The sequence below is a fragment of the Chitinophagales bacterium genome (genome assembly GCA_040877935.1).
Taxonomy (GTDB): domain Bacteria; phylum Bacteroidota; class Bacteroidia; order Chitinophagales; family CAIOSU01; genus JBBDNB01.
The window spans coordinates 67348-91179 of the sequence record JBBDNB010000008.1 but is presented as its reverse complement, the minus strand read 5'-3'; the positions used below and the strand labels follow the sequence as shown (position 1 = coordinate 91179).

At 38.8% G+C, this 23832-nt stretch carries 18 protein-coding genes and 1 pseudogene; 9 read left to right on the top strand and 10 right to left on the bottom strand.

All coding sequences use genetic code 11. The features are described 5' to 3' along the window. Window positions 1-166 precede the first annotated feature (166 nt). A complete protein-coding gene (locus WD048_02020) occupies window positions 167-1219 on the top strand; it encodes an NAD(P)-dependent alcohol dehydrogenase (GenBank protein ID MEX0810962.1) in 1053 nt (350 codons plus the stop codon). A gap of 84 nt (window positions 1220-1303) precedes the next feature. On the opposite strand, the gene WD048_02015 is transcribed toward WD048_02020, so the two are convergent. From WD048_02015 to WD048_01980, 8 genes are all read right to left on the bottom strand, one after another. Then, window positions 1304-1774, bottom strand: coding sequence for a very short patch repair endonuclease (locus WD048_02015; protein MEX0810961.1), 471 nt, complete (start codon window positions 1772-1774; stop codon window positions 1304-1306). A 61-nt stretch (window positions 1775-1835) separates the two neighbouring features. Further along, window positions 1836-2705, bottom strand: a complete 870-nt coding sequence (locus WD048_02010) for a hypothetical protein (GenBank protein MEX0810960.1) — start codon at window positions 2703-2705, stop codon at window positions 1836-1838. After that, on the bottom strand, window positions 2705-4000 hold the full coding sequence (locus WD048_02005) for a DNA methyltransferase (protein ID MEX0810959.1): 1296 nt from the start codon (window positions 3998-4000) through the stop codon (window positions 2705-2707). Before WD048_02005 ends, WD048_02010 begins: the two co-directional genes overlap by 1 nt. Window positions 4001-4086: 86 nt before the next feature. Then, window positions 4087-4974, bottom strand: coding sequence for an alpha/beta fold hydrolase (locus WD048_02000; GenBank protein ID MEX0810958.1), 888 nt, complete (start codon window positions 4972-4974; stop codon window positions 4087-4089). Window positions 4975-5013: 39 nt separating this feature from the next. Beyond that, window positions 5014-6054, bottom strand: coding sequence for an SPOR domain-containing protein (locus tag WD048_01995; protein MEX0810957.1), 1041 nt, complete (start codon window positions 6052-6054; stop codon window positions 5014-5016). A gap of 9 nt (window positions 6055-6063) precedes the next feature. Next, window positions 6064-7728, bottom strand: coding sequence for a hypothetical protein (locus WD048_01990; GenBank protein ID MEX0810956.1), 1665 nt, complete (start codon window positions 7726-7728; stop codon window positions 6064-6066). Beyond that, entirely contained in the window at window positions 7709-10873 is a 3165-nt protein-coding gene (locus tag WD048_01985) for a tetratricopeptide repeat protein (protein ID MEX0810955.1), read from the bottom strand. Before WD048_01985 ends, WD048_01990 begins: the two co-directional genes overlap by 20 nt. Window positions 10874-10883: 10 nt before the next feature. Beyond that, window positions 10884-13184, bottom strand: coding sequence for a TonB-dependent receptor (locus WD048_01980; GenBank protein ID MEX0810954.1), 2301 nt, complete (start codon window positions 13182-13184; stop codon window positions 10884-10886). Between the two features lie 283 nt (window positions 13185-13467). Between WD048_01980 and WD048_01975 the strand changes: the two genes are divergently transcribed. Both WD048_01975 and WD048_01970 read left to right on the top strand, forming a co-directional pair. Then, on the top strand, window positions 13468-13695 hold the full coding sequence (locus WD048_01975) for a hypothetical protein (protein ID MEX0810953.1): 228 nt from the start codon (window positions 13468-13470) through the stop codon (window positions 13693-13695). After that, complete coding sequence (locus WD048_01970; GenBank protein MEX0810952.1) at window positions 13692-14063, top strand: type II toxin-antitoxin system PemK/MazF family toxin; 372 nt, start codon at window positions 13692-13694, stop codon at window positions 14061-14063. Before WD048_01975 ends, WD048_01970 begins: the two co-directional genes overlap by 4 nt. A gap of 2 nt (window positions 14064-14065) precedes the next feature. Here WD048_01970 and sucC read toward each other — a convergent pair whose 3' ends face one another. After that, window positions 14066-15277, bottom strand: a complete 1212-nt coding sequence (gene sucC / locus WD048_01965; protein MEX0810951.1) for an ADP-forming succinate--CoA ligase subunit beta — start codon at window positions 15275-15277, stop codon at window positions 14066-14068. A 130-nt stretch (window positions 15278-15407) separates the two neighbouring features. Next, window positions 15408-16297: pseudogene (locus tag WD048_01960) on the bottom strand (bestrophin family ion channel). A 363-nt stretch (window positions 16298-16660) separates the two neighbouring features. Here WD048_01960 and WD048_01955 point away from each other — a divergent pair. From WD048_01955 to WD048_01930, 6 genes are all read left to right on the top strand, one after another. Further along, window positions 16661-17257 (top strand): TetR/AcrR family transcriptional regulator, encoded by a 597-nt coding sequence (locus WD048_01955; GenBank protein MEX0810950.1) that lies wholly within the window; start codon window positions 16661-16663, stop codon window positions 17255-17257. Between the two features lie 11 nt (window positions 17258-17268). Beyond that, window positions 17269-18549: a glycosyltransferase gene (locus WD048_01950; GenBank protein MEX0810949.1), complete on the top strand. Its 1281-nt coding sequence runs from the start codon at window positions 17269-17271 to the stop codon at window positions 18547-18549. 465 nt (window positions 18550-19014) lie between these two features. Next, the gene (locus WD048_01945) at window positions 19015-19932 is read left to right on the top strand and encodes a phytanoyl-CoA dioxygenase family protein (GenBank protein MEX0810948.1); all 918 of its coding nucleotides are present in this window, start codon (window positions 19015-19017) and stop codon (window positions 19930-19932) included. Next, on the top strand, window positions 19933-20766 hold the full coding sequence (locus WD048_01940) for an ABC transporter permease (protein MEX0810947.1): 834 nt from the start codon (window positions 19933-19935) through the stop codon (window positions 20764-20766). Further along, window positions 20759-22702, top strand: coding sequence for a phytanoyl-CoA dioxygenase family protein (locus WD048_01935; GenBank protein MEX0810946.1), 1944 nt, complete (start codon window positions 20759-20761; stop codon window positions 22700-22702). The genes WD048_01940 and WD048_01935 overlap by 8 nt, the downstream gene beginning before the upstream one ends. Before the next feature lie 10 nt (window positions 22703-22712). Beyond that, window positions 22713-23690 (top strand): phytanoyl-CoA dioxygenase family protein, encoded by a 978-nt coding sequence (locus WD048_01930; protein ID MEX0810945.1) that lies wholly within the window; start codon window positions 22713-22715, stop codon window positions 23688-23690. The last annotated feature ends 142 nt before the right edge of the window (window positions 23691-23832 follow it).

The following is a 23832-nucleotide window of genomic DNA, read 5'->3' as shown; positions in this document are numbered from 1 at the left end:
ATTCAAGTTAAGCTTTTTTTTAGAACTAAAAAAGACTTCGCCTGTTTTTTTACAGATTTTTTTAATGTCTCAAATTTGAGCTGTCATTGCATTTGTTCACAGCAATTAATTTATTGTTTCATAGAGCTGTGATCAATTCATTATTATTGTACTAAAAGAAAGCAAAATGGAAAAAGTAAAAGCATACGGAGTAAAATCCGCTAGGAAAGATTTAGAACAACTGAATATTGAACGAAGGACATTGACAGGTAAAGATGTACAAATTGAAATTTTGTATTGTGGGGTCTGCCACAGCGATATTCACACCGCCAGAGAGGAATGGGGCGCAGTGGAATATCCCGTAGTGCCGGGCCATGAAATCATAGGAAAAGTGATAGGCGTGGGTGGCGAAGTAAGCAATTTTAAAGCCGGTGATTTAGTTGGAGTAGGTTGTTTGGTTGATTCGTGCAGAACTTGCAGTTCTTGCGAAGAAGGCCTGGAGCAGTATTGTGAAAATGGCATGACTTTTACATATGGTAGTCCCGATCCTCATACAGGAGGCCACACCTTTGGAGGTTATTCCGAGAAAATAGTGGTGGATGAAGATTTTGTATTGCGCATACCTGAAAATTTAGATACTGCCAAAGTAGCACCGTTGTTGTGTGCAGGAATTACCACCTGGTCGCCACTGCGCCATTGGGAAGTGAAAAAGGGAGATAAAGTTGGAGTAATTGGATTGGGCGGCCTCGGGCACATGGGAATAAAATTTGCCCATGCCATGGGGGCACATGTAGTGATGATTACACGTTCACCGGAAAAAACCAATGATGCTAAAGCTCTGGGCGCGGATGAAATTTTGCTTTCCACTGATGCTGCTGCAATGAAAGAACAGTACAATTCCTTTGATTTTTTATTGAACACTATTCCTGTAGGCCACGATGTAAACCCTTATTTGAATTTGCTAAAACGAGATAAGACCATGGTAATGGTTGGGGCGATAGAACCGTTGGAAAATGTGCATGGTGGTTTGCTTGTCTTTAAAAGGAAAAACATTGCCGGTTCCTTGATTGGAGGCATACCTGAAACCCAGGAAATGCTTGATTTTTGTGGGGAGCACAATGTTTTGCCCGATGTGGAAATGATAAAAATACAAGACATCAACACGGCCTGGGATCGCGTGGTAAAAGCAGATGTGAAATACCGCTTTGTGATTGATATGCAATCTTTGAAGGAGGGTTGAGAATTTTGGAGATTAGAATATAGAAGTTAGAGGTTAGAAATTAGAAAATAGAAGTTAGAATTTGGAATTGGAATTGGAATGTTCTCACCAATCATTGCTTCCCGTTGCAATAAATATTAAAATATCGTCAATGCACCTGTCCAGATCTGTTTTGATTTCATTGCTCCAAAACCTGAAAACGGTATAGCCCATTTCCTTCAGCTCTTCATTGACTTCCCTGTCTCGCTGCATATTCCGCTCAATTTTCGGGATCCAGAATTTCCTGTTTTTCTTAATCTTCTTTTTGCGCTCTTTCCAATTATAGCCATGCCAATATTCCCCATCAATAAATATGGCCAATTTGTATTTTTTGATAGAAATATCAGGTTTACCGGGCAATTTATTATTGATTCTATATCTAAGGCCCGCTTTCCACAGTGCCTTCCTAAAAATCAATTCGGGCTTGGTATTCTTACCCTTGATTTTGCTCATGATTTTTGAACGCTTAGCCGTAGTGTAAAAACCGGCAGCTTCCTCAAAGCGCGGCACTTTTATTTTTTTCTTGGGATAGGGCATTCACTAAAAGTTAGCTGACTAAAGTGAAATTATTTATGATTATAAGGTCATTTCTTGAATGTTATTTTGGTTTAGGTGCAGCATACGATTCAAGAAACTCAATTGCCGACTCTTTGGAGTTAAATATGCCTTCAACCTTATCTTTGTTGTTATATCGCACAACTATCTCGTATTTCAAGACAGGCAGGCTTCCGTTTTTATTTTGATAACTTTCAATAAAGTCAATTGCTTCTTTCACTGTGGGCAAGGTTGAGGACGCTCCGTGCAAGGGTAAAACACTAATTGACTCAATAAACCTGGAAACTGCTTTTTCAAGATTTTCAAAAAATGTATCAACTTCCTGTTTGTTTAATTTAAGTAGATACCGAGCTAAATTCCTCTTTTTATCGAAATTCTCCCATTTATTGATTTTATCTTGAAAGTCTTTTTCAGTTGTATTCTCTTCTGTACTTGCGTCAATACCATACTTTTTGAAGGCTTGGAGAATAAGGTCATATGGAAAATATAGAACATTGAAACCAAGTGATTTTAATTGGTTCAAAGCTCCCCCTGTAAATTCACCAGCTAACATTACCCCCATAAAGGGAGCATAATTTTTGTGTGTTGCAACGAGAGGAAGAATAGCCCCTTGAATTTCTTGCGCTTTGTTCCGGGAATGTTTTGTATAACGTCTCCATGCACTTTCGATAAATGCAACTGGATCCCCGATTTTATTTTTGGTCCCATTACGTTCAAGAACAAAATCTAAGTCATGCGAATTTTCAAAAGAGTCAATCCAACTCACTTTTTTCCCTGTCCTTGCTGGTCGTTCTCCCTGAGTGTCCAAATATAATTTGTGCTTCCTGGCAAATTTTACAAGTTCTGTTGAAAAGACTTTTTCGAGAAAGTCCCCAATAATTTGCCCCCATTTATGTGCTGGTGATTTTGCCATTATCCGTTTATCCAAAGTCTTCCTTCGTGTAAAGGAACTCTGTGTTTTCTATTCTTCCATTTGGTGTTTCTATCCCTTAGTTTTTCGAATTCGTAAGAATCAAAGCCTGCATAAACTGCTAGTTCGCCCAACCATTTATCTACAGGGACATAAACACCATAAGGTGCACTATCTCCAATAACAAAACAAACTTTACAGTCTTTTTTGGTAACCCTTCGTAATTCATGAAATACTTTTGCCAAGTCATTGAAATAAGCAATTATCATCAAGTGATAATTCTTTCTACCGCCCCTTGTAAGTCTCGTTTTTGCTAATTCATTGTAAACATCTTTGATTTCTTGCCGAATAGGGGTTAATAATGGTGATTCTAAAATTTCATCAGCCTTATCCTTGAGATTTGTCACATGTTGTGTACAAGCAGTAACTAAAAACCTTCTGACCTTTTCCTGTAAATCTCCCCACCCCTTAATGTCTCCCCAAAAAGTCATTTCTAATCTTGTTGCATCAGCATAATCATAGTTGTTTGCATAGGGCGGTGAGGTTATGACCAAGTCAGCCCAATCATCTGGGACAGAAGGCATATTTCGAGCGTCTTCCATGAAAACTTCACTTCTTGTTGCATTTGGATACCTTCTTTGCATATTTTGCATGTCTTGAGCCATTTCATATACTTTTGCTTCAAAAGCATGAAACGCGTCAATTACTTTTCCTTTAGTTTTTGAAGGCTGAACGTATTGCCACTGAGCAGTTCCTACTGGAGAGGTAATTCGGAGAATTGCTGTTATTACAAACCAATTGAGCTCTTTTAATTCGGTGCTGTCCGTTGATTCGAACCAAGCTTCTTTCAGAGCTTCTAATTTTTTTAGAATTTCAATAGGGTAACACTTCTCAATCAGTTTAGGATATTCAGATTTATTGATTTTCTTTTCTTTGGCTCTTTGGAGCATATTTCTTGCAGCGTCTTTAAACTCTTTGGGGTCAATTTGCCAAGACAGTTTTGCTCTTGCAATTTTGTAAATATATGGATGAGCTTCAATTCCAATCGTATTGATACCTGCAAATTCACCTTCAAGCATAACTGTGCCTGAGCCACCGAATGGATCAAGTACATTTTGCCCATTTTCATTTTTAATTAATTCTCTAACCCAAGGTCCTGAAAAGCCTGCTGTATATCTGTACCACCTGTGTATAGGCAATTTCATATTATCAGCAAAGGTTGAAGTTAAATTTATTTTTTTATTGTTCGTTTCAGTTTTGAACAATTCCAATTGAGGTTCATTTACTTCATTTGCCATGCTGCTAATATACTTGATTTTAAACTTTTACCAACGCTAATGTAAGTTACTTAAATTAATCAGATACTGAAGTTTGATAGACAAACTCAATTAATTTTCTTCAACCACCCCACCACCAACGGAAAAATATCCTCAACAGCTCCAGGGTCGGTAAGGGTATCAATGTGGCCATAGTCCTTTTTATGACCATTGGCTTTTCCCAGCAGATGAAATTGATCTCCCTCGTTATTGGCTTCGTCCATCAGTAGTTTTACATCAGTGGGGTGTCCCAGACAGCGGTCGTCAGTTCCGGTAAGATAAAGTGTAGGAGGGGTAGTTATGGATTTGAGAGCTTTGTTATAATCAAACCCATCTCTGGGATCAATCCATTTTTTGCAGTAAATCCAGTGGTTCAGTTCCTGGAAATATTTACGCGATTCATTGTCAGCACCTATATTGTATTCCACAGCGGGGAAATAACCTTTGAACAAACTGATGATATAGCCCGTAAAATTCCATACCAAGTCTATTTTTATCAATCGATCTTTATTGAAAACCGATATCCTGCGTTTGCTGCCAAAAAACACCATTTTATCTATCGGGTGATTTTTATGTCTTGCAATGTATGCCAACAATAATACGCCACCCCAGGAATGTGCAATTGCTGAAACGGGCACATTGCCTTTTATTTTCCTGATTTTGTCCAAAAAAACCGGAATATCAATTGTGATAATCTCCCATTGCCCGTGCTTACTGTGCTTGGAGATCTTTGGTTGGCTTTTTCCCCTGCCCCGGATATCGCCCACAAATACATCAAATCCCTGTTTGGCCAGCCAGGGAGCTAAGCCCTTTCCTGATTTTGAATAAAATATTTTCCCGTTTTCTATAGAGCCGTGTAGCAGAAATACTGCTGGCTTGTCTTCATCGGTATAAAAACGTTTGAGGTGCAGTTTTTCTCCATCGGCTGTTTCGGCAAATAGTGATTCGGAATGCATTTACTATTGTTAATTGACTGCGAAAATAAGAAGAGCAGGTTAAATCCGATTCTCCAGCAGCCAGGCCTGTTCATTCCAGGCAGATTTGAAAAAAGTGAGATTGTCCACTGCATTTTCCTGAAAAGCACCCACAGGAACGGCCACTCGAATCAGATTGTTTTCGTTGCGAATAAGCTCTGCTTCAAAACCACTATTTTTCAGTTTTTGACCTAAGCGATTGGCATATTTCCATTTTGAAAAAGCTCCCAATACAATATAATAGCCCTGGTCAATAGAGGCATCACTAATTTCAGGAATTGCAATATAGCTTTGTACCTCAAAGTCTGGTTTTAAAGCTGTTGCTGTAACTTCCGCTTTTTCTTTGCTTAAAATTTCACTGTGTTCTATAGGATTAAAATTCAGTAGATTCAATGAACTTAACTCCAGACCTTTTGGATGAATATCCCACAGCACCAATTGTGAAAGCAGTATCAATGCCGCTATAACAAAACCCAGTGCATATTTCCTGCTTTGATTTTTCTCTGATTTTTCTGTTTTGCGTTTCTCCCTTTTTTCTTTCTTTTCTGCAAGAAAAGTTTTTGGTGTTGGTGTTTCTGTAGCTACAGCAGTTTTTGCTTCTTGTTCTACAGGTGCCGTTTCCTTCTGCTTGGTAACAGGTTCAGCAATATGTACAGGTCTTAATCCGTATGACTCCAGCGGTTGAATCGAAACATCTGTTGATTTAAAGACCAATCTTCCCTCGTTTTCCAATTGAAAACTCCCGATTTCTGGAATTGTATAGGTTTTATTTTTCTCCAGTTCAGTTTTAATGTGATTGACATATAAATCAATTTCTACCAGGGCGGCAGCATAGGAACAGGGTTTTTGTGCCGCATATTGCTTAGTCAGAATAGCATCATTTCTTTGTAAACTTCTGTTGAAGGAGATCACTCTCTGAGGAGGCAGAATAAAATTTGTTTTCTTGTCGATCCTGCTCGATTCAGTCGTACAGATAAAAGCACCAAAACCGGGGATTACAACACAATCTTGACTGCGAAGCAATTCCTTTATCAGCTTGTTTATTTCATTGTACTTCTCCATCTGATTTATTTAGAAAGTTAAAATACCACCTAATTTACAATTAAATCCATAACCAGGGTATAAATAATAACGCTGGTATTTCATTGAGGCAATATTATTAAAGTCGGCAAAGAAAGACAAATAATCGGAAAACTTGTAAGTGCCCCTGATGTTAAAATCAGCAAAACCTTTCAGGCGGATATCTTCATTGCCGGGTATCAGAGCATAAACGCCATCGCGGGCAAACATATCGAAGTTGATAAATACCTTATCGCCATAATTGTAGCGTGCCAGGAAGTGGATATCAAAGCGCGGAAGGTGATATGCCTTTCTGATCTGATCCATTTCATACATGTAATAGTCTCCAAAAAAATCAAAACCAATGTTTTTATTTATATCATAGGACAATTCTATGTGGAGATTTAAAATATTGGTTTTTCTGTCGTAGAGCACATCAAATGTTTGCATATTGCGTGTGCTGTCATTGATAAATACAGGTAATTTGCGAATGGCTTTTTGTGCCAACTTTCCATTGTAATAAAATTTGCCCACTTTACCTTTCACGCCCATAAAACGGTCTTCAACACGTGTGTTGAGTAATGTGAAATCTTCACCAACCCAGGGATTGTCTCTGGCAAAGGAGCGAAAACTATTTTTGCGCAGTTCCATTTTCCAGCCACTGTAGAAAAGGATGTATTCCTTCCACAATTGCCGTTCCAGTCCTAAATCTGGGAAAACGTGAAAAGTCTTGTCTTCATAGGTGAAATTCACACCACCGAAAACCCGCCAGGTTTGGTCGTTGAATTCATATTTTGGCGCCAGGCTGGCAATATTTCTGTTGAGCTGCCCCGCACTTCTGTCCAATGCAGAATAATCTTCGCTGAAATTGATCTTTAGGAAATGTTTTTCCTTAAAAATTTTCTCAGTAGCAATGTCGAAGTTTATAAAATATTCCTTCATATCCCGCCTGTCACTGAAATAATCAAATTCCAGATCGACCTGATAATTGAAGGCTTTTTTGTTGTTTTGGGTATTCAGCACCTGGGTTTTTACATTAAAATCATTGTAGTGCTGTTTGATGTCTTTTCGCGCAAAAGAGGTGTCTGAGGCAATATTGTGTCCGTAGTAAAACACCGCATCGCGTTTGTAGCTGAGCTCTGTGTTCCAACGTGCATTTTTAAAATACATGTTGTTGAATACTTTCCCGTAATTCTCTGAAAAATCCTGGTGCTCAATTTTACTGGCGCGTGCTGAATGGTGCCTGAAAAACGCACCGTAGTTCATTTTTTCGAATTTCCCATCATTCTTTCCTTTTTTACCTTCGTTAAAAAGTACCTCTACCAATGGACTGAGCTGCGTTCCAAATCCGGCTTTAATGTATGAGGAAGCAAAATTTTCAGCCTTCTGACTCGGGATGGACAGTGGTTTGGCCGCTTCAGGGCTAAAAGGAAAAACAATGACTCTTTCAGGGGCATCATCATAAATAAACTCCAGCTTCTCACCTTTGTATTCGGGGAGTGAAGCGCGAAATTTTTCCTTTACGGCATCACTGACCATAGGGTTGAATTCCTTGACCACTTCTACCTGTTCATTGCCCAAATCATCTCTGTCTCTTTGCTGATCAGTATCTTGTGCGAAGAGCGGATTCAGAACAATCAGGCTGATGAATATGCCATTAAAAATCGTCCACTTCATCGTTTTGATTTTCGGGTTCTATAAATTCAATTTGTTCACTGGTATCTGAATTAAATACATTGCTTGTATCAGATTTGATTTGTATTCGGTCACTTTCTGCAGCTTCCTGTTTTTTGATATTCTCTAATTTCAGTTGTGCTTCCTGCTTCAATTCTTCACCGGAATAATTATTGATAATGCTTTCTAAAGTTGCTTTGGCCTGGAAATAATTTTTCTGTGCAGCATAATTTTCCGCCAGCAGTATAAAAGCTTTTACCCGCCATTTTTCATAAGAAGGCATTTCCTCTATAAGCCGGAAACATTCATTCATAGAAGCTTCGTAATCTTTATTGTTAAAAGCAATTTCACCAAGCCTGAAAATAGATTCAGCACCGTATTCTGAATTAATCTTGCTTAATTCTTCAAAATGGTTTTTTGCTTTGCTGATCTCATTTTCTTTGTAAAGTATTTTAGCCAGGTAATATTTGGCTTCTTCCACATCTCCCTGATTGAACTGAGCCTTGTTGTTCAGGATATACATGGCTTCTGTTTTCACATCCCTGAAATTGTCTGTTTTATATGCACTGCGCAAAAGCCCTACATGCGCAGATTTTGTATTTTCTTTAAAAGAAGCTATTTCCAGCAATTTCTTGAAGTAATCATAAGATAGATTAAAATCTTTTACCCGCTCAAATGAAATTTTAGAAGCTTTAGCCAGGGCTTTTTCTAAAAATTTATTTTCACCGCTTTCTATGACTACTTTATAATTTTCCAGTGCTTTGTCAAACTCATTTTTCTTGTATAGACTTTCTCCCAGGTAAAAATGAGCTGAAGTGCTGTTGAATCCATTCGGATAGCTTTCAAGGTATTTTTCAAAACCGGCAATGGCCTTGTCTGTTTTACCGCTGACGAATTGTGCCTCAGCTGCCTCGTAAAGCAAAGAGTCCTGAGCAGCTTCACTTACGTTAAATCCAGCCCTGTTTTTCACCATACTCAAGTAAATATCAGGATTGCCTTCGCTTACAGAAATATCCTTTACACCGCGCAGTGCCTCTTTTGCATAGCTGCTTTTGGGATATTTGTCCAACACACTTTTGTAACTTTCCAGTGCTTCCCTGATTTTATCGGTATTGTAATAGATCAATCCAAGCTTCAAATACGCTTCTGGAGCATATTTACTGTTTGGCATATTTTGAGTAATGTTTTTGAAAACAGTTACAGCTTCATTTGCCCGCCCGGTATTTATAAGTGTTTTGCCTTTTTCGAAAAGCGCATCATCCAGATAAAGAGATTGAGCATAACTGTTTTGAATCTGATTGATCAGGGTGATTTTCTTATCATATTCTCCATTGAGCCCAGCTATGATTGCTTTTTGATACAATGCGTAGTCCGCGCCCTTGAGTTTTCTGTCAACTATAATATTGTATTGCTCGGCCGCTTTGGGATAATTTCTCATAATAAAATAGCAGTCGCCAAAGCGTAAAATAGCATCGCTGTATATTTTATTGACCAAATCGCTGTTTCTGGATTTTTCAAGATTTTCTATGCTTTTGGCAAAATAGGGACGAGCAGCAGGATAATCGTCCAATTTGATATAAGCATAGCCGGCAGAATAACTTGATTGTGCTACAAGTGAAGCTGAGTTTTCAAGCTTGTTACTTGAAGCCAGCCAGTTGAAATTATCGTATTCTTTAATGGCGTCAGCATATCTGTCAAGTGCATAGAGTGCTTCAGCTTTCCAGAAGTAGGTTTCCGCTTTAATTTGTTCGTCAATTGGATTTTTATGAGAAGTATTAAAAAGCAAAATGGCTTTTTCATAATCCCCGGTATTATAATGTTCAAGCGCTCTGAAATAGGCTACTTTCTGATAGGCTGCCCTTACTCTATTGGAAGGGTTTGAAATGCTTTCAATTATTTGAAGTGCCTGGGCATAGTTTCTGCTGTTCAGGAGTATTTCTGTGAGAATTTCTTTTGCTTCAACAGTGAGGTCACTGTTTGGATAGTCTCTGATAAAATTTTGCAGACTTTCCAGTGCTTCATTCAAAAAACCTTGTTCATAGGAAAGCCGGGCATAATTAAAATGGCTGTACTCATTGATTTTGGGATCAATACCAATTTCCGCAGCTTTTTGATAGGCACTGCGCGCATTGGTTTTGTTGCCTTCCTGCATATAGCAATCTGCAAGTATGTAGAGTGCATTTTGCCCCAGGCTGTCTTCTCTGCTGTCCAGTCTTTCAAGATACTTAATGGCAGCCGGCCAGTCTTTGTTTTTGTAGTGTGCAAATCCGAGCTGGTAAACATCCGATTCTCTCAAGCTGCGGCTTTGCTTTGCATAATCTTCTAAATAGGGCAATGCTTTGGCATAGTCTTTTTGCTCATAATATGCCTGGCCTGCAAGTTGCCCGAGTTCTTCCTGATACTTCACATTTCTGTCGCCTTCAATCTCTTCGATATAGTCAATGAGTGTTTCATAATCTTTTTCGAAAAAATGGATTTGCGCCAGGTAATAAGGAATGATTTTCTGATAGACCTTAGATTCTTTAAGCGGCTCGAATGAGCGCAAAGCGGCATCGTACTGTTTTTTTTCAAACTGTATGTAGCCCAGGTAATAATTGGTGGGGTAGTAGTATTTGCCTTTTATGTTTTTAATGGCATTGAACTGGGTATATGCTTTGTCAAACTCCTGTTCCCTGAAGTAGCCATAGCCCAGCTGAAATTTGTATTCTGTGAGCAATTCATTGTCCAGCTCCAGCACATTGACCTTTTTGAGATATTCCAGGGCATCTTTATATTTTTTTTCTCTGAAATAATAAGAGCCCAGGTAAAAGGGGACTATTTGGTGGTAGGATGTCTTGTAGTGATGATTGTAATAATCCAGTAAGAGCTTTTCTGCATCGGGCTGAAAAAGCTCGTATGCACAAACAGCTTCGTAAAACTGCGCAGCAGATTGCAGGGTCATATTTGAATTGTCAACCGGCAGTGGGTGAGGAGTCGTGCCTTTTAGTTGGGTGAAAAGCTGTTTGGCGCGGACAAAGTTTTTTTGCTTAAAAAGCTCATTGGCATCCTGAAAACTGCTCAGGTAATGCTCATAATCCATTGTTTTTTGAGCCTGAAGAAATAGGCTACTACACAATAGTATTAAGGACAAAAAAAAGCTGTTTTTCATGAATTTGTTATTAAAAAGATAATGACACCCCTAAACTTGGTAAAACTGGAAGTTGATCTATTCTCTCATAGCGAACTCTGTCGAAGTAAAAAATATTGTTCCGGTTGTAAGCATTTGTTACACTTGCTACAATATCCAAAGTTGTATTTACCGATAATGCATAGGTTGCTTTCAGTGAAAAATCCAGTCTATGGTAATAAGGCAATCTGCCTGCATTGAGCTCCTCTTCATACAGTATTCCGAGGTCTCCATTTTGCCCTGCATAATTGGTATTAATTCCATCATTGAAATTTACATCTTCATAAAAGGCCTGTGTTCGGGTAAATGGAAAACCTGAACCGAGATTCCATCGCGCACTTACTTCGTAATTTTTCCCTTTGCCAAAAGTATAGGTAGTGGTTAAATTGAGGTTGTGTCTTCTGTCGAAATGCGGGGGATAAGTTTGGTTGCCGTCATTTCTATCTACCCAGCTCAGTGAATAGGCTGCCCAGATAAACAGGTTTTTGTAGTCGTATTTCACAAGAAAATCTGTGCCATAGGCATTGCCAGTTTCAATCATAAAGTCCGGATCATTGGGGAATAATTTGTTGCGGTTGATATTGATCAACTGACCAAAGCGTTTGTAATAAGGCTCAAAAGTAAATTCAATAAAACGGGTGACATCAACCTCAAAACCAAGAATTGCATGGTAAGCTCTTTGAAGCTTGGAATTGGATTGTACGCCATTTATTCCTGTCAATCTTTCATCGGGTGCAGATAGGAAACCATTGAATAAATTCACAACATCCCGGTCGGCTTTGGTGCTGATAAAGTTTTGTGCATAAACGCCTCCGGCCAGTTTTATCCTGAATTTATCGAGTGCATTGTATTTGATGCCGAGGCGTGGTTCCGGTGAAATAGTGCCCAGCGATGCATAGTAGTCAAACCTCACTCCCGGTTCCAGTACAAATTTTCCCACGATTTTTTTGAATTGTACAAAAGCTCCGAGTTCTGTAGTATTTTGATTTTGCTCAACGATAGTTCCTATGCTATTGAAAAAGCGATAATCTGTAGAAAATCCATTAATGGCCAAACCGTATTTTACTTCACCTGCTCTAAGAAAATAAGTGAAATTCATGCCGATATTAAAACCACCTATAGAGCTGCTGCGCGGTTGCTGTCCTGCTTCACGCAGCTCTACATCATAATTGGAATAGGCTATGAACCCATCAATAATGGTTGAAGACTTTCCAGGAACTACCGAGAAATTGGTTCCGAAACCCAGGGAATTCCACTCATAGCGGGCTACGTCTTTAAAATCTGCTACATCGTGGAAATTAAAACCAAAAAGAGAGAGCCTTGAGCCACCGTCAAAGTTGAAGGACAATTTCCCGTAAAAATCCCTGAACTGAAAGGGAATACCATCTCCTTCATTTACATAAGGATACAAGGCTTCGCTTGTGCGATCTAAAATGGAGTACTTGCCTGTTAGCAAATAAGTGATGCTGGCACCTGAGTTTTCTTTTTGCCTTTTAAGCGGCCCTTCAAAAACAGCCTTGGCCATAAAAGGACTTAGTGAAATTTTACCATCATGTTCCTTTTTGTTGCCATCTTTGGTTTTAATATCGATCAATGCTGAAATTCTGCCGCCCTGTTCGGCATTAAAGCCTCCGGTAACTACATCTACACTCCTGATGATATCTGTTTCAAAAACGGAGAAAAAACCAATGGAATGGAATGGGTTGTAAATGGTTACCCCATCGAGCAGTACTTTGGTTTGAATAGGAGAGCCGCCACGAATGTACAATTGCCCACCCTGATCACCCGTAAAAACTACGCCCGGCAAAACTTGTAGGAATTGGGAGATATCAGGTTCGCCACCTACCGATGGTATTTGCTTGATCAGTTTTGGCTCAATTTGGATGGTAGAAACCTGGACTTCGCTTACCGCTTCCTGTCTTTTGGCAGAAATACTCACTTCTTTGATTTTCACATCCTGCTCACCCAGGTAGAGGTTTTGCGATGTGATCTTATCTGGTTCAATTCGAATTTGAACTGTAGCTGTATCGTAGCCAATACCTGTGCAAAACAATGTGTAATTGCCCACCGGTACATCTGTTATTGAATAAAGGCCATTGATATTGGTTGAGGAGCCGTATGTAGTGCCTTTTAATATTACGTTGGTAAAGATGACCGGCTCACCATCTTCCTTGTTATAGACTATCCCCCGAACTGTGCCTTTTTCCTGGGCACTTAGCTCAAAAATATTGCACATAAAAATTAGCAGAAAAAGACAGAACCCGTGTACGTAAATATTCTTGTAGAAAAACAAAAGGCTGATTTTAATAAAAAGCTTTAAAAATGATTGCAACGCGAATATCGGGAAATTCAGATGCCAATAGCATAGAAAAGCAAATGAATTTTGCGGTATTCTTTACAAGATAAAAGCAAAATTAGAAGAAGATAGCGGTACTTTGCTAAGATTTATCCACAAATATTTGAAGAATTGCAGGATATTCAGTCAATCGATAATTCGCAAAATAAATTGAAACCAATAAATTGGAAATATTGTAGTTTTATCTGAATATTTAGGCTAATTAAAAGAACAGCACACAATGAGACATGAGCAAATATATGATGTTCCGGAGAATAAGAAGCTTATTATAAAGCTGCCAGAGAATTTTGGAGAACACAAAAAAGTGCTTGTAATAATTGATGACAGTATTGATGAGAAAAAATCAAAGCTCAATCTTTTAAAACAGGCTTCAAAGGATTCTAATTTTCTACAAGATATTGAAGAAGTAGAAAATGATTTCAATAAAATTGATTCCGAGACATTATGAAAAATGTCGAAAGATGGAGTATTTGGATGGCTGGGCTTGATCCTGTAATTGGATCAGAACAAGGCAAAACACGTCCTGTCTTAGTTATAAGCGAAACAGAAATCAATGATTTATTAAATGTTGTAAATGTAATACCTCTTACCAGTAGAAAGGCAGGAAGAAAAATCATTTACCCAAATGAAACGCTTTTAAATGCGGGTGAATTTGGCATACCAAAAGAATCGATTGTGTTATGCCATCAAATTCGTACGCTTGATAAAAGAAGACTCCTATCTAAATATGGTATAATTAATAGAACAGAAAAGCAACTTGAAATTATAGAAGCTTTATCTTTTCAATTGGGCTTGGGTGGATTAAAAGTGCTCTAAATCTACCCCACCACTTTCTTCACCTGTTCGGCAGCTTCTTTCAATAAAATAGCAGAGGTTACTTTCAGGCCTGAGTCGTCAATGATTTTTTTACCTTCTTCAGCATTGGTGCCCTGTAGTCTTACAATAATTGGAATATCAAGGTTTTCAATGTTTTTGTAGGCTTCCACAACGCCCTGGGCTACTCTGTCGCAACGAACGATTCCACCAAAAATATTGACCAAAATAGCTTTTACATTGGGATCTTGCATGATGATCCTAAAGCCAGCTTCCACTGTTTTGGCATTGGCCGTGCCGCCTACATCCAAAAAGTTGGCAGGAGAACCGCCAGATAATTTAATGATATCCATGGTTGCCATGGCCAGACCTGCTCCGTTTACCATACAGCCTACGTTGCCGTCCAGTTTTACGAAATTGAGATTGTATTTTCCAGCCTCTACTTCTGTAGGATCTTCTTCCGTAACATCGCGCAATTCGGCAATGTCTTTGTGCCTGAACAATGAATTGTCGTCAATGGAAACTTTGGCATCTACAGCCAAGATTTTGTCATCAGATGTTTTCAATACCGGATTGATTTCAATCATGGAAGCATCAGCACTTAAATAGGCTTTGTAAATATTGGCGACAAACTTGGTCATCTCTTTGAAGGCATTTCCGCTCAAGCCCAGGTTGAAGGCAATCTTTCTGGCTTGAAAAGCCTGTAATCCCACTTTTGGATCTATGAATTCTTTATGGACCAAATGCGGTGTTTCTTCGGCTACTGTTTCAATATCCATTCCTCCCTCGGTAGAATAGATGATAACATTTCTACCGCTGTCCCTATCCATCAATACGCTTAAATAAATTTCACTTGGCTCATTGTCGCCCGGGTAATAAACATCTTGAGCTATAAGCACTTTGCTTACTTTTTTACCCGCATCGCCAGTCTGTGCAGTTACCAAAGTACCGTTTAATATGCCTTTCACTTTTTCGGGCAATTCATCTTTTCCCTTGGCAATGACCACTCCGGCAGATCCTGTTTCCTGTACTTTTCCTTTTCCCCTTCCTCCGGCATGGATTTGTGCTTTTATCACAAACCATTCTGTTCCAGTGTCTTTATTGAGTTTTTCAGCAGCTTCTTTTGCAGCATCTACTGAATCTACAGCATAGCCTTCTTGAATTGTTACGCCATTGTCCTTGAAAATTTGTTTTGCCTGATATTCGTGAATGTTCATTTTGTTTTTGTGTTTAATTATTGAAACTGCGGGCTAAAATAAAGCTTATAAGTGAATAGTTAAAAGCAGATAGTACTGAAAGTAAAATGCTAAATGTTTTTTTTACAGCAGCATTGAAGCTTGAATGGTTTTACATCAGATAATAACCTTGTGCAGGGTAGGGGGCAGGGACATTTTCCTCGCCCAACAATTGCCTGATATTGATCTCAATATTTCGCGCAGTGGCAGTCATCGCAGTGTCGGTTGGTCGGTTTTCAAAAGGGTCTTGCATGTGTCTGGCCGATTTTTCAAGCAGCAAAAAGATCAGGGATATCAAAAGAGAGAGGGGCAGTTGAAAATAAAGTTCAAAATCACTCAAAGAAATAGTGAAAGTGGTAATAAAAAGGTAAATGGCAAAAAGCAAAAATAACCGGTAGGTCAGCGGAAAAACAGTGCTTTTTATGCGTTCGGCTTTTCCCATAGATTCGCAGAGCCTTACAAGCGTACTGTCAATTTGTGTGTGGTAAATTCGATCTGGGTATCTTTTCTTAAATCTACAAGATCGCGAGCGTGCATTTGCAAAAGTGCCAGTGCTTTATTTTTGTGCCTTTCAGCTGAATCAAAATCTTTTTGTGCTATAAATTCCCGTACATCTTTGAGGGGGTCTTTGCCTCTAAGGGCATCACCCAGAACATAGCACCATGCAATTTGTCGATAGGCTATTTTTTTTATCGCAGCTTCATTTCCAGGCTTGATAAAACTTTGCAACTGGATGACAAAACTGCGCGAATCATTGACAATACTGCCCCAGATTTTTCGGGCTTCCCACCAGCGATCGTATGATTGATTGAGTTTAAATGAAAGTAGAATTGAAATGGCTGTACCTATAAATGCCGGTACTCCCAGCTGTATATTGGGCAGGATTTCCTGGTATCTGTTAGCTAAAAAATAAACCAGTAATGAAAACACCGTTACATATATAATCTGATATTTTACTTTATTGATTATATAAGCAAATGGAATCTTTTTGTTTAGTAGCATATACAGCCTTTGTTTTTACCTTTCAAAATGTTCATAAGCATGATAAACGCATGAATGCCAATCATAGCAGTATTTTCAAAAACTGTGATTCCAGCCGAAAGCCGATTGATTTCGAAACATGAAAAATTGGTGCATCAATAAATGCCCGTAAATTAAACATGGCTGCTATGGTGTATGCAAATTGGTGTTTTTAAATAGCTAAAATAGGAGTTAAATACTGAAAGAGAAAGTTTGGATATTGCAGAATGTAAATCAACGGTAAGCTTCTTGTTGATTTTAATGTCACCTTATTTGACATTAAATAAATTGATGTCTATATTTGTGACATGAATTTGTTCAGGGAAACCAAATTGATATAAGCAGATGAAGCAAGTGAAAAGGAATTACAAGATGACAAAGCGGGCAGAGCAGGTGAACCGCAATGAGCAAAAAATATTGGATGCCACTTTTTCACTTTGGAAGCAATATTCGATGCATGAAATCACCCTGGATATGGTGGCAGAGAATGCAGGAGTGACTGTTCGCACAATTCTTAGAAAATACGGCTCAAAAGAAGGTTTGATAGAATATTGCATTGACAATGATATTGGGAAGATCAGTCATAAAAGAAATGTAGCTATTGAAGGGGGGGTAGAGCAGGCTTTACAGGTTTTGCTTGATAATTATGAAGAAATAGGAGAGGCGGCAATACGTACACTGGCTATTGAAGAAGAATTGGCAGTAGCTAAAAAAGCACTAATCAAAGGCAGGGCATTTCACAGGGAATGGTGTGCAAAAGTTTTTGAGGAACATTTACCGAAAAAGAACACAAAGGAATACGAAACTCGATTGCACGCTTTTTTTGCCGCCACGGACTTTTATCTGTGGAAACTACTCAGAAAAGACCTGGGAAAGAGCAAAAAAGAAACATACGCAGTATTATGGACTATGGTGGAAGGACTGATCAAAAATAAACCTTAAAACAATTTACCATGAAAAATTTGAAGCATTACTTGTTTGTTACTGTCGATGCCGGTGGGAATATTCCTCCTGTGTTTGGTCTGGCTAAGCGATTGGCAAAGCACGGTCACAAAGTGAGTTTTTTAACAGAACCCTGTCTTGAATCAGTAGTTAAAGCCAATGGTTTCAATTTTATTTGTTTTAAAAAGCATTTTACCCGAACCGACAGAAAAGAGGATATCTGTAAAGATTGGAATGCTTCGCCACTCTCGCAACCTGCTTTTGATAATATTGTTTTCGGCCCTGCATCCATTGTGATAGCAGAAACCATTGAAGCATTGAAAAACAATCCTGCAGATGTTTTAATGGTGGACTGTATGATGCCAACTGCACTTATTGCAGGGGAGTATTTAAAAGTGCCTTCTGTAGTGGTCTTTCACATGCCGGAATACTTTCCCGGGGACAACAGACCTCCCGGTGTAATGGGATTATTACCCGGTACTTCATTTTTCGGAAAACTGCGGGATAAAATTCTGGCTAAGGTTTTTCATAAAACATTGAACAAGTATTTGCCACAGATTAATCAATTGAGAAAGTCTTATGGGTTGGGTGAATTGAACAATCTGGCAGACCTTATTTTAAATGCATATCTAAGAATTATCCAAACGGCTGAGAAATTTGATTTTCCACTCAAACCTGCGCCAAGCAATGTGCGATATACCGGTCCCATTCTTGACGATCCGGATTGGGTAGAACCCTGGGAAAATCCCTGGCCGGAAAATGACAAGCGACCTTTAGTTGTGGTCAGTCTTTCATCTACTTTTCAGAATCAGGCTGCTGTTATTCAACGCTGTATTGATGCACTTGCCGAAAGGGATGTAAGGGCATTGGTTACCTTAGGGCCTGTAATGCAGCCCGGGCAATTTCAGGTATCGGAAAATGTGGTAGTCGTTGAATCAGCACCACATTCACAGGTATTGCCAATGGCAGATTTGATGATCACCCATGCTGGTCATGGCACGGTAATGCGTAGCCTTGCTCATGGGGCGCCACTGATTTGTATGCCTATGGGACGCGACCAAAACGATAATGCTGCAAAAGTGGCTTATCACGCTTGTGGAATACAGTTGGGTAAAAATGAAAAAACTGGAAGAATTCAGAAAGCGGTGGATGAAATTTTAAACAATAAACGATTTAAGGAAAATGTAGCTAAAATGCAGAAAGCGGTACTTGCAGCTTCAAACCAGGATTATGCCATTAGTGAACTGGAAAAACTGGCAAATGTCAAACGCGCCTTGCCTATTGCGTTTTAGTGAATTTCCCCGCCTGAATGCCCGCCTGTCCCAGTTCGGGCAGGACTTTATCGGGCAGGTGAGCTCTTAAATAATTATCGAACTCAGTTCACCTATGAGCGATGCTCCTATTATCTATTTTGATAACAATATTTTATCTGATTATCAGGAAGAAAGCAGTTTAGTTATATGATAGGTTAATAGATCGCAGCCCCGATAAATCCGAGAAAATATACCATTCCCGATGAGGCATTGTGTTGTGCTTTATTGCTGATGATAAAAGTGGTTTTTTTTAGGCGTTTTTGAAATTTTTGTCAGTAAAATGCTATTTGAATTAATCTAAAGATAATTGTATTTTCCACTTTATAGACAAACTTTGAATATACCTACAAGTAATACCAATAGTGTAATTTGTTTAGGTTAAATTTGTAGAAAGGAGTGTATTTCGATTTTTAGTACAGGTATTTTATTAAAACATCATTTGTCATGAGAAGAATATTAAGGAATGATGAGTTGGAAGCTCGTTTTCAAAAGGATGGGTATGTAAGCATTCCTTTCATATCCCAAGAAGAAGTAGAAGAATTAAAACAAAATTTTTTCGATACACTTCCGGCCAGTGGGGGGCAAATCACAGCAGATGAAACAGGTGTGGAAGGCGGAAATGCCATAACCTATGATTTTACATTTATTGACAAAAACCCTCAATACAAACGAAAGGTTTTTGATATAATCACAAAATACTTCCAACCGCATGTAGAGCGTGTGCTGGCAGATTACAAACCAATAATAGCCAATTATATCCGCAAGAAGCCCGAAGCAGGCGAAGTGCCTTTGCACCAGAATTGGGCTTTTGTTGAAGAACGAAAATGTACATCCGTATCCATTTGGTGTCCTTTGGTAGATTCCACAGTTGAAAATGGAACGCTTCAGGTTGTGCCTGGTAGTCATAAAAGATTTGGAGAGTTCAGGGGGCCAATGGTACCCTGGGAGTTAGACGGTATCAAAAAAGAGATCATTGAAAACCATTTGGTTCCATTGGAAACCAAAGCCGGTGACTGTGTAGTACTTGACGATAGTATAGTGCATTATTCTGCGGTGAACAAAACACCCGGCTTGCGCCTGGCCATTCAGCTGATACTCATACCTTCTGATTTCCCTTCTGTGCATTATCACATGGAATCATCCAGGCCTCAAACAATTAAAATGCTGGAGGTTGATAAGGATTTTTACATGGAATTCAATCCCTGGGCCAAACCCGGCAATGTTAAGTTTGTAAAGGAATTCGATATTCAGAATAGAATGATTGACGAAGAAGAATTCGTTGGGAGAATGAAACAAAGAAAAATTGATGAATTACCTGAAGAGCGTAATTTTCTTCAAAAGTTAAAGGCCGTTTTTTCATAGATGTATCACAACAAAGGTACTAAACATGTTAAAGTAATAACTGCTCAGGCACCTACTATTAGCGAGTATTGGCATGAATTGCTGAAATATTATTCAATGATAGGTGTATTTGCCCAACAGGAGATAAAATCAGCCTATGCACAAACCTATTTTGGTTTGTTGTGGTCTGTACTCAGGCCTTTGATTACGGTTGCCATTTTCACTGTTATTTTCAATTTTTTCTTAAAAGTACCCACCGAGCAGCCTTATTATATTTTTGCTTTTACAGGCATGATAGCCTGGAATTATTTTGCCCAGTTGGCAAATATTGGTTCCAATATTATGATTGAAAAACAGGATCTTTTAAAGAAAATGTACTTTCCGAAATTGATATTGCCATTGTCTACCGTACTTGTTACCGGTGTCGATTTTTTAGTTTCCCTGGCCATACTTTTTATAATGATGATTTTAGAAGGGGAAATTTTGAGTATTAAGATAATGAGTTTGCCATTTTTCATACTGTTGAATATTTTCTGTGGTTTGTTTGTAGCGCTGTGGATGAATGTGTTGAATATTCGTTTTCGCGATCTGAACCAGATCGTACCTGCAATAATTGGTATAGCCATATGGGTAAGCCCCGTCTTTTATCCGACTACTATAATCCCAAAGGGTTATGAGTTTTTTGTGTACATTAATCCAATGGCTGGAATTATCAAAGGTTATCGCTTTGCATTGCTGGGAGAAACTTTTCCGGTGTGGCAATACTGGCCTGCAATTGCCATTGTAGTAATAGGTGCCTTTTTAGCCACATTTATGTTGATTAGAAACGAAGATAAAATGGTAGATTATGCCTGATACAGGAGGTCAGAAAATGCAGCAATTATTCAAAAACAAAAACTTACAGGCAGATTTTGAAAGGTACGGCTATGTGGTAGTGCCTTTTCTTTCAGAGAAAGAGGTAGCAGAATTAAAAGATTTTTTTCATGAAACACACCCCGAAATCCCCAATGGTTTTTATTCTTCAAGTTTTAATGAAGATTCAAAGCACAAAGAAAAAATCAATCAAAAGGTAGAATCGCTACTTGGAAATAAAGTAGAAAGCAAGTTTACCGAAGTTAAAAAGTTGGGCAGTTGCTTTTTGAACAAACAACCAGGACCAGAAAGCGAAATGCCCATACATCAGGATTGGACGGTAGTTGATGAGAATAGGTTTGCTTCCGTAACCATTTGGATTCCACTTCAGGATGTAGGTGAAAAGAATGGTGCCATACAAGTAATTGATGGCAGCCATAAATTCTCAGATGCCTTGCGCTCACCATCCCTTACCGACCCGTTTAACAATATTAGGGATGTGATAAGAAAAGACCTAAAGCTTTTGCCGATGAAGGCAGGAGAAGCATTTATCTTTAACCAGGCTTTGTTACATGCCTCACCTCCAAATTTTAGCGAAAGTCCAAGATTAGCCGTAACTTATGGTTTGATTCATGCCGATGCTGATTTGCGTTTTTATCACGGGGCGGAAGATGGAAAAGTGGAGCAATATGCAGTGGGTACCAATTTTTTTCAGGAGTACAATACTCAAATTGGAGAGCGGCCCAAGAATGGCAAATTGATTGATACATTTAAATATGATAGAAAGCCGCTTACATTAGAGGCTTATCGAACAAAAAAAATAGCGTTTATGCAAGAGGAAAGAGCAGAAAATTTTAAAATGAAGCCTTTATTTAAAGATGTTGAAAAACAGCAGTTTTTTGAAAATGAAGGCTATGCGGTATTCCCGCTGATTGACCAAAATGAGGTGGATGATTTAAAGCGTTATTATGAAAACCTCAATTTGAAAGATGAAAATGGCTTCGGTTTTCATGTGAGCATGGATCAAAAGGACAAGGATATGTGCCGAAGCATTAGGGAAAAGATATGGGGTGCTGTAGTACCGGCACTTGAAAACCATTTGAAGGATTTTAAACCCTATGTTTCCAGTTTTGTGATCAAAGAGTCCAACCCCAAAGGCGTAGTTCCTGCCCATCAGGATTGGAGCTTTGTAGATAAAGAGGAAGATGGTTATTGTTCCATTACCTGCTGGGTAGCATTGGTGGATACCACGCTCGATAATGGCTGTATGGGCGTAATCAAAGGCAGCCACCGTTTTATGGAGTACAACAGGCCATCACCATCACCTCAAACGCCTGTGCCGCTGAGCGATCATATGTTCAGTATATTCCCTTATTTGAAAACCATAGAAATGAAAGCCGGAGAAGTCTTGATGTTTGACAACCGTACTTTTCATGCCTCACCGCCCAATACTACAGATGGAATAAGGTTGGCAGCGGGAGTAGGAGTGACCCAAAAAGATGCGCAATTGGTTCATTACTATTTAAAACCTGATGGTAAAAATGACACTTTACTTAAATACAAAGTTGATGAAGATTTTTTTCTTAAATATGAAAATGCAAGGCTGGCAAAAATGTATGAAAATGGTGAGTTGATTGAAGGCTATGGTGAGCCCAAGGAAGTGCCATACGATTGCCCTCAGTTTACAAGTGATGAATTGGTTGAAATGATAAAATCAGCTGGAAATGAATACAATGTGCCCATGACTGAGAAATTGGCAAAATTATTTAGTCAGCAGGAAAAACAACAAGAGCAAAAAGAAGAGGAAGAAAAAACAGTTGAACATGAGGAAAAGCCAAAAGAGCAAGAGGAATATGTATGGATAGATGACAGAAGTTTTTTCCAAAAATATACACCCCTGAATATTGCAAGGGAAATCAAAAAGAAATTGGTCAGCTAAAAAAAGAATTATGTTCCAGTTCCCCGATAAAATGAAAACGGTGTTTCAAGATGAAAGACACCAGGAAGAATTTGAGAAAAACGGATTTATCGCCCTGCCTTTTTTTAATGAAGGGGAAATCAAAGAATTGACCGAACTCTACCATCGTCTGCATCCCGAAGATGAAAAGGGATTTTTTCCGAGTACTTTTTCAAAAGACAAAGCATATAGACAGACTGCCGATAAGGAAATCAAAAGAATATGTGAAAGAAGTATTGAAAAATATTGCAAAGATATAAAAGTCGTTTGCGGCTCCTTTATTGTCAAAAATCCCGGCCCGGAGAGTGGCATGTGCGTACATCAGGATATGAGTCTTGTAGATGAGTCGCGTTTTACGGGGATTAATATCTGGGTGCCGCTTTGCGATTTAAGTATTAAAAATGGGGCTATTTTCGTGTTACCTGGCAGCCACAGGCTTTTCCCTACTTACAGAGGGTCATCAATACCAGAGTTTTTCAGTCCTGTTAAAGAAGAAGATTTACTGGATTACATGCAGCCATTGTTACTGAAGGCTGGTGAAGCTGTTTTTTTCGACCAAAGCATAATGCACTATTCCCCGCCCAATTATTCCGATAAGTTAAGAATAGTGACCAATACCTACTTCACCCATAAAGACACTGAATTCAGGACTTATTACTGGAACAAAGAAGAGCACGGTGATGCAAAATTGGAGGCTTTTGCGCAAGACGATGATTTTATGACCAATTTCGAGCAGTTTGGCGAGAATATCCAAGATCGCCCCAAAGTAGGTAAATCACTGGGTTTGGTTGATTATAATTTCCCTAAGGTTGATTTTGATTATATAGCAGAGCGATATGAGAGAACAAATTCAAGGGAACTGATAGAAGGAGCGAAGCCAAAAGAAAAAGCTCAAACAGAGGAGCCTGTTATAGTTGATAGCAACAACAAAGGATTATTCAGCAAGCTTAAAAGTTTGTTTGTTGAGTAATCAATTACAGCATAGTATGTTTAACCACATAGAAATTGAGAAAACATAGGAATGAAGCAACAACATAGGTATTGAGGAAACATAGGAATGAAGCAACAACATAGGTATTGAGGAAACATAGGAATGAAGCAATAACATAGGT

Coding starts and splice junctions, on each gene's coding strand:
- WD048_01995 (MEX0810957.1), bottom strand. CDS start 6,054: ATGGAGAAGTACAATGAAATAAACAAGCTGATAAAGGAATTGCTTCGC.
- WD048_01970 (MEX0810952.1), top strand. CDS start 13,692: ATGAAAAATGTCGAAAGATGGAGTATTTGGATGGCTGGGCTTGATCCT.
- WD048_01955 (MEX0810950.1), top strand. CDS start 16,661: ATGAAGCAAGTGAAAAGGAATTACAAGATGACAAAGCGGGCAGAGCAG.
- WD048_01935 (MEX0810946.1), top strand. CDS start 20,759: ATGCCTGATACAGGAGGTCAGAAAATGCAGCAATTATTCAAAAACAAA.
- WD048_01990 (MEX0810956.1), bottom strand. CDS start 7,728: ATGAAGTGGACGATTTTTAATGGCATATTCATCAGCCTGATTGTTCTG.
- WD048_02015 (MEX0810961.1), bottom strand. CDS start 1,774: ATGCCCTATCCCAAGAAAAAAATAAAAGTGCCGCGCTTTGAGGAAGCT.
- WD048_02010 (MEX0810960.1), bottom strand. CDS start 2,705: ATGGCAAAATCACCAGCACATAAATGGGGGCAAATTATTGGGGACTTT.
- WD048_01950 (MEX0810949.1), top strand. CDS start 17,269: ATGAAAAATTTGAAGCATTACTTGTTTGTTACTGTCGATGCCGGTGGG.
- WD048_01940 (MEX0810947.1), top strand. CDS start 19,933: ATGTATCACAACAAAGGTACTAAACATGTTAAAGTAATAACTGCTCAG.
- WD048_02005 (MEX0810959.1), bottom strand. CDS start 4,000: ATGGCAAATGAAGTAAATGAACCTCAATTGGAATTGTTCAAAACTGAA.
- WD048_01975 (MEX0810953.1), top strand. CDS start 13,468: ATGAGACATGAGCAAATATATGATGTTCCGGAGAATAAGAAGCTTATT.
- sucC (MEX0810951.1), bottom strand. CDS start 15,277: ATGAACATTCACGAATATCAGGCAAAACAAATTTTCAAGGACAATGGC.
- WD048_02000 (MEX0810958.1), bottom strand. CDS start 4,974: ATGCATTCCGAATCACTATTTGCCGAAACAGCCGATGGAGAAAAACTG.
- WD048_01985 (MEX0810955.1), bottom strand. CDS start 10,873: ATGAAAAACAGCTTTTTTTTGTCCTTAATACTATTGTGTAGTAGCCTA.
- WD048_02020 (MEX0810962.1), top strand. CDS start 167: ATGGAAAAAGTAAAAGCATACGGAGTAAAATCCGCTAGGAAAGATTTA.
- WD048_01945 (MEX0810948.1), top strand. CDS start 19,015: ATGAGAAGAATATTAAGGAATGATGAGTTGGAAGCTCGTTTTCAAAAG.
- WD048_01930 (MEX0810945.1), top strand. CDS start 22,713: ATGTTCCAGTTCCCCGATAAAATGAAAACGGTGTTTCAAGATGAAAGA.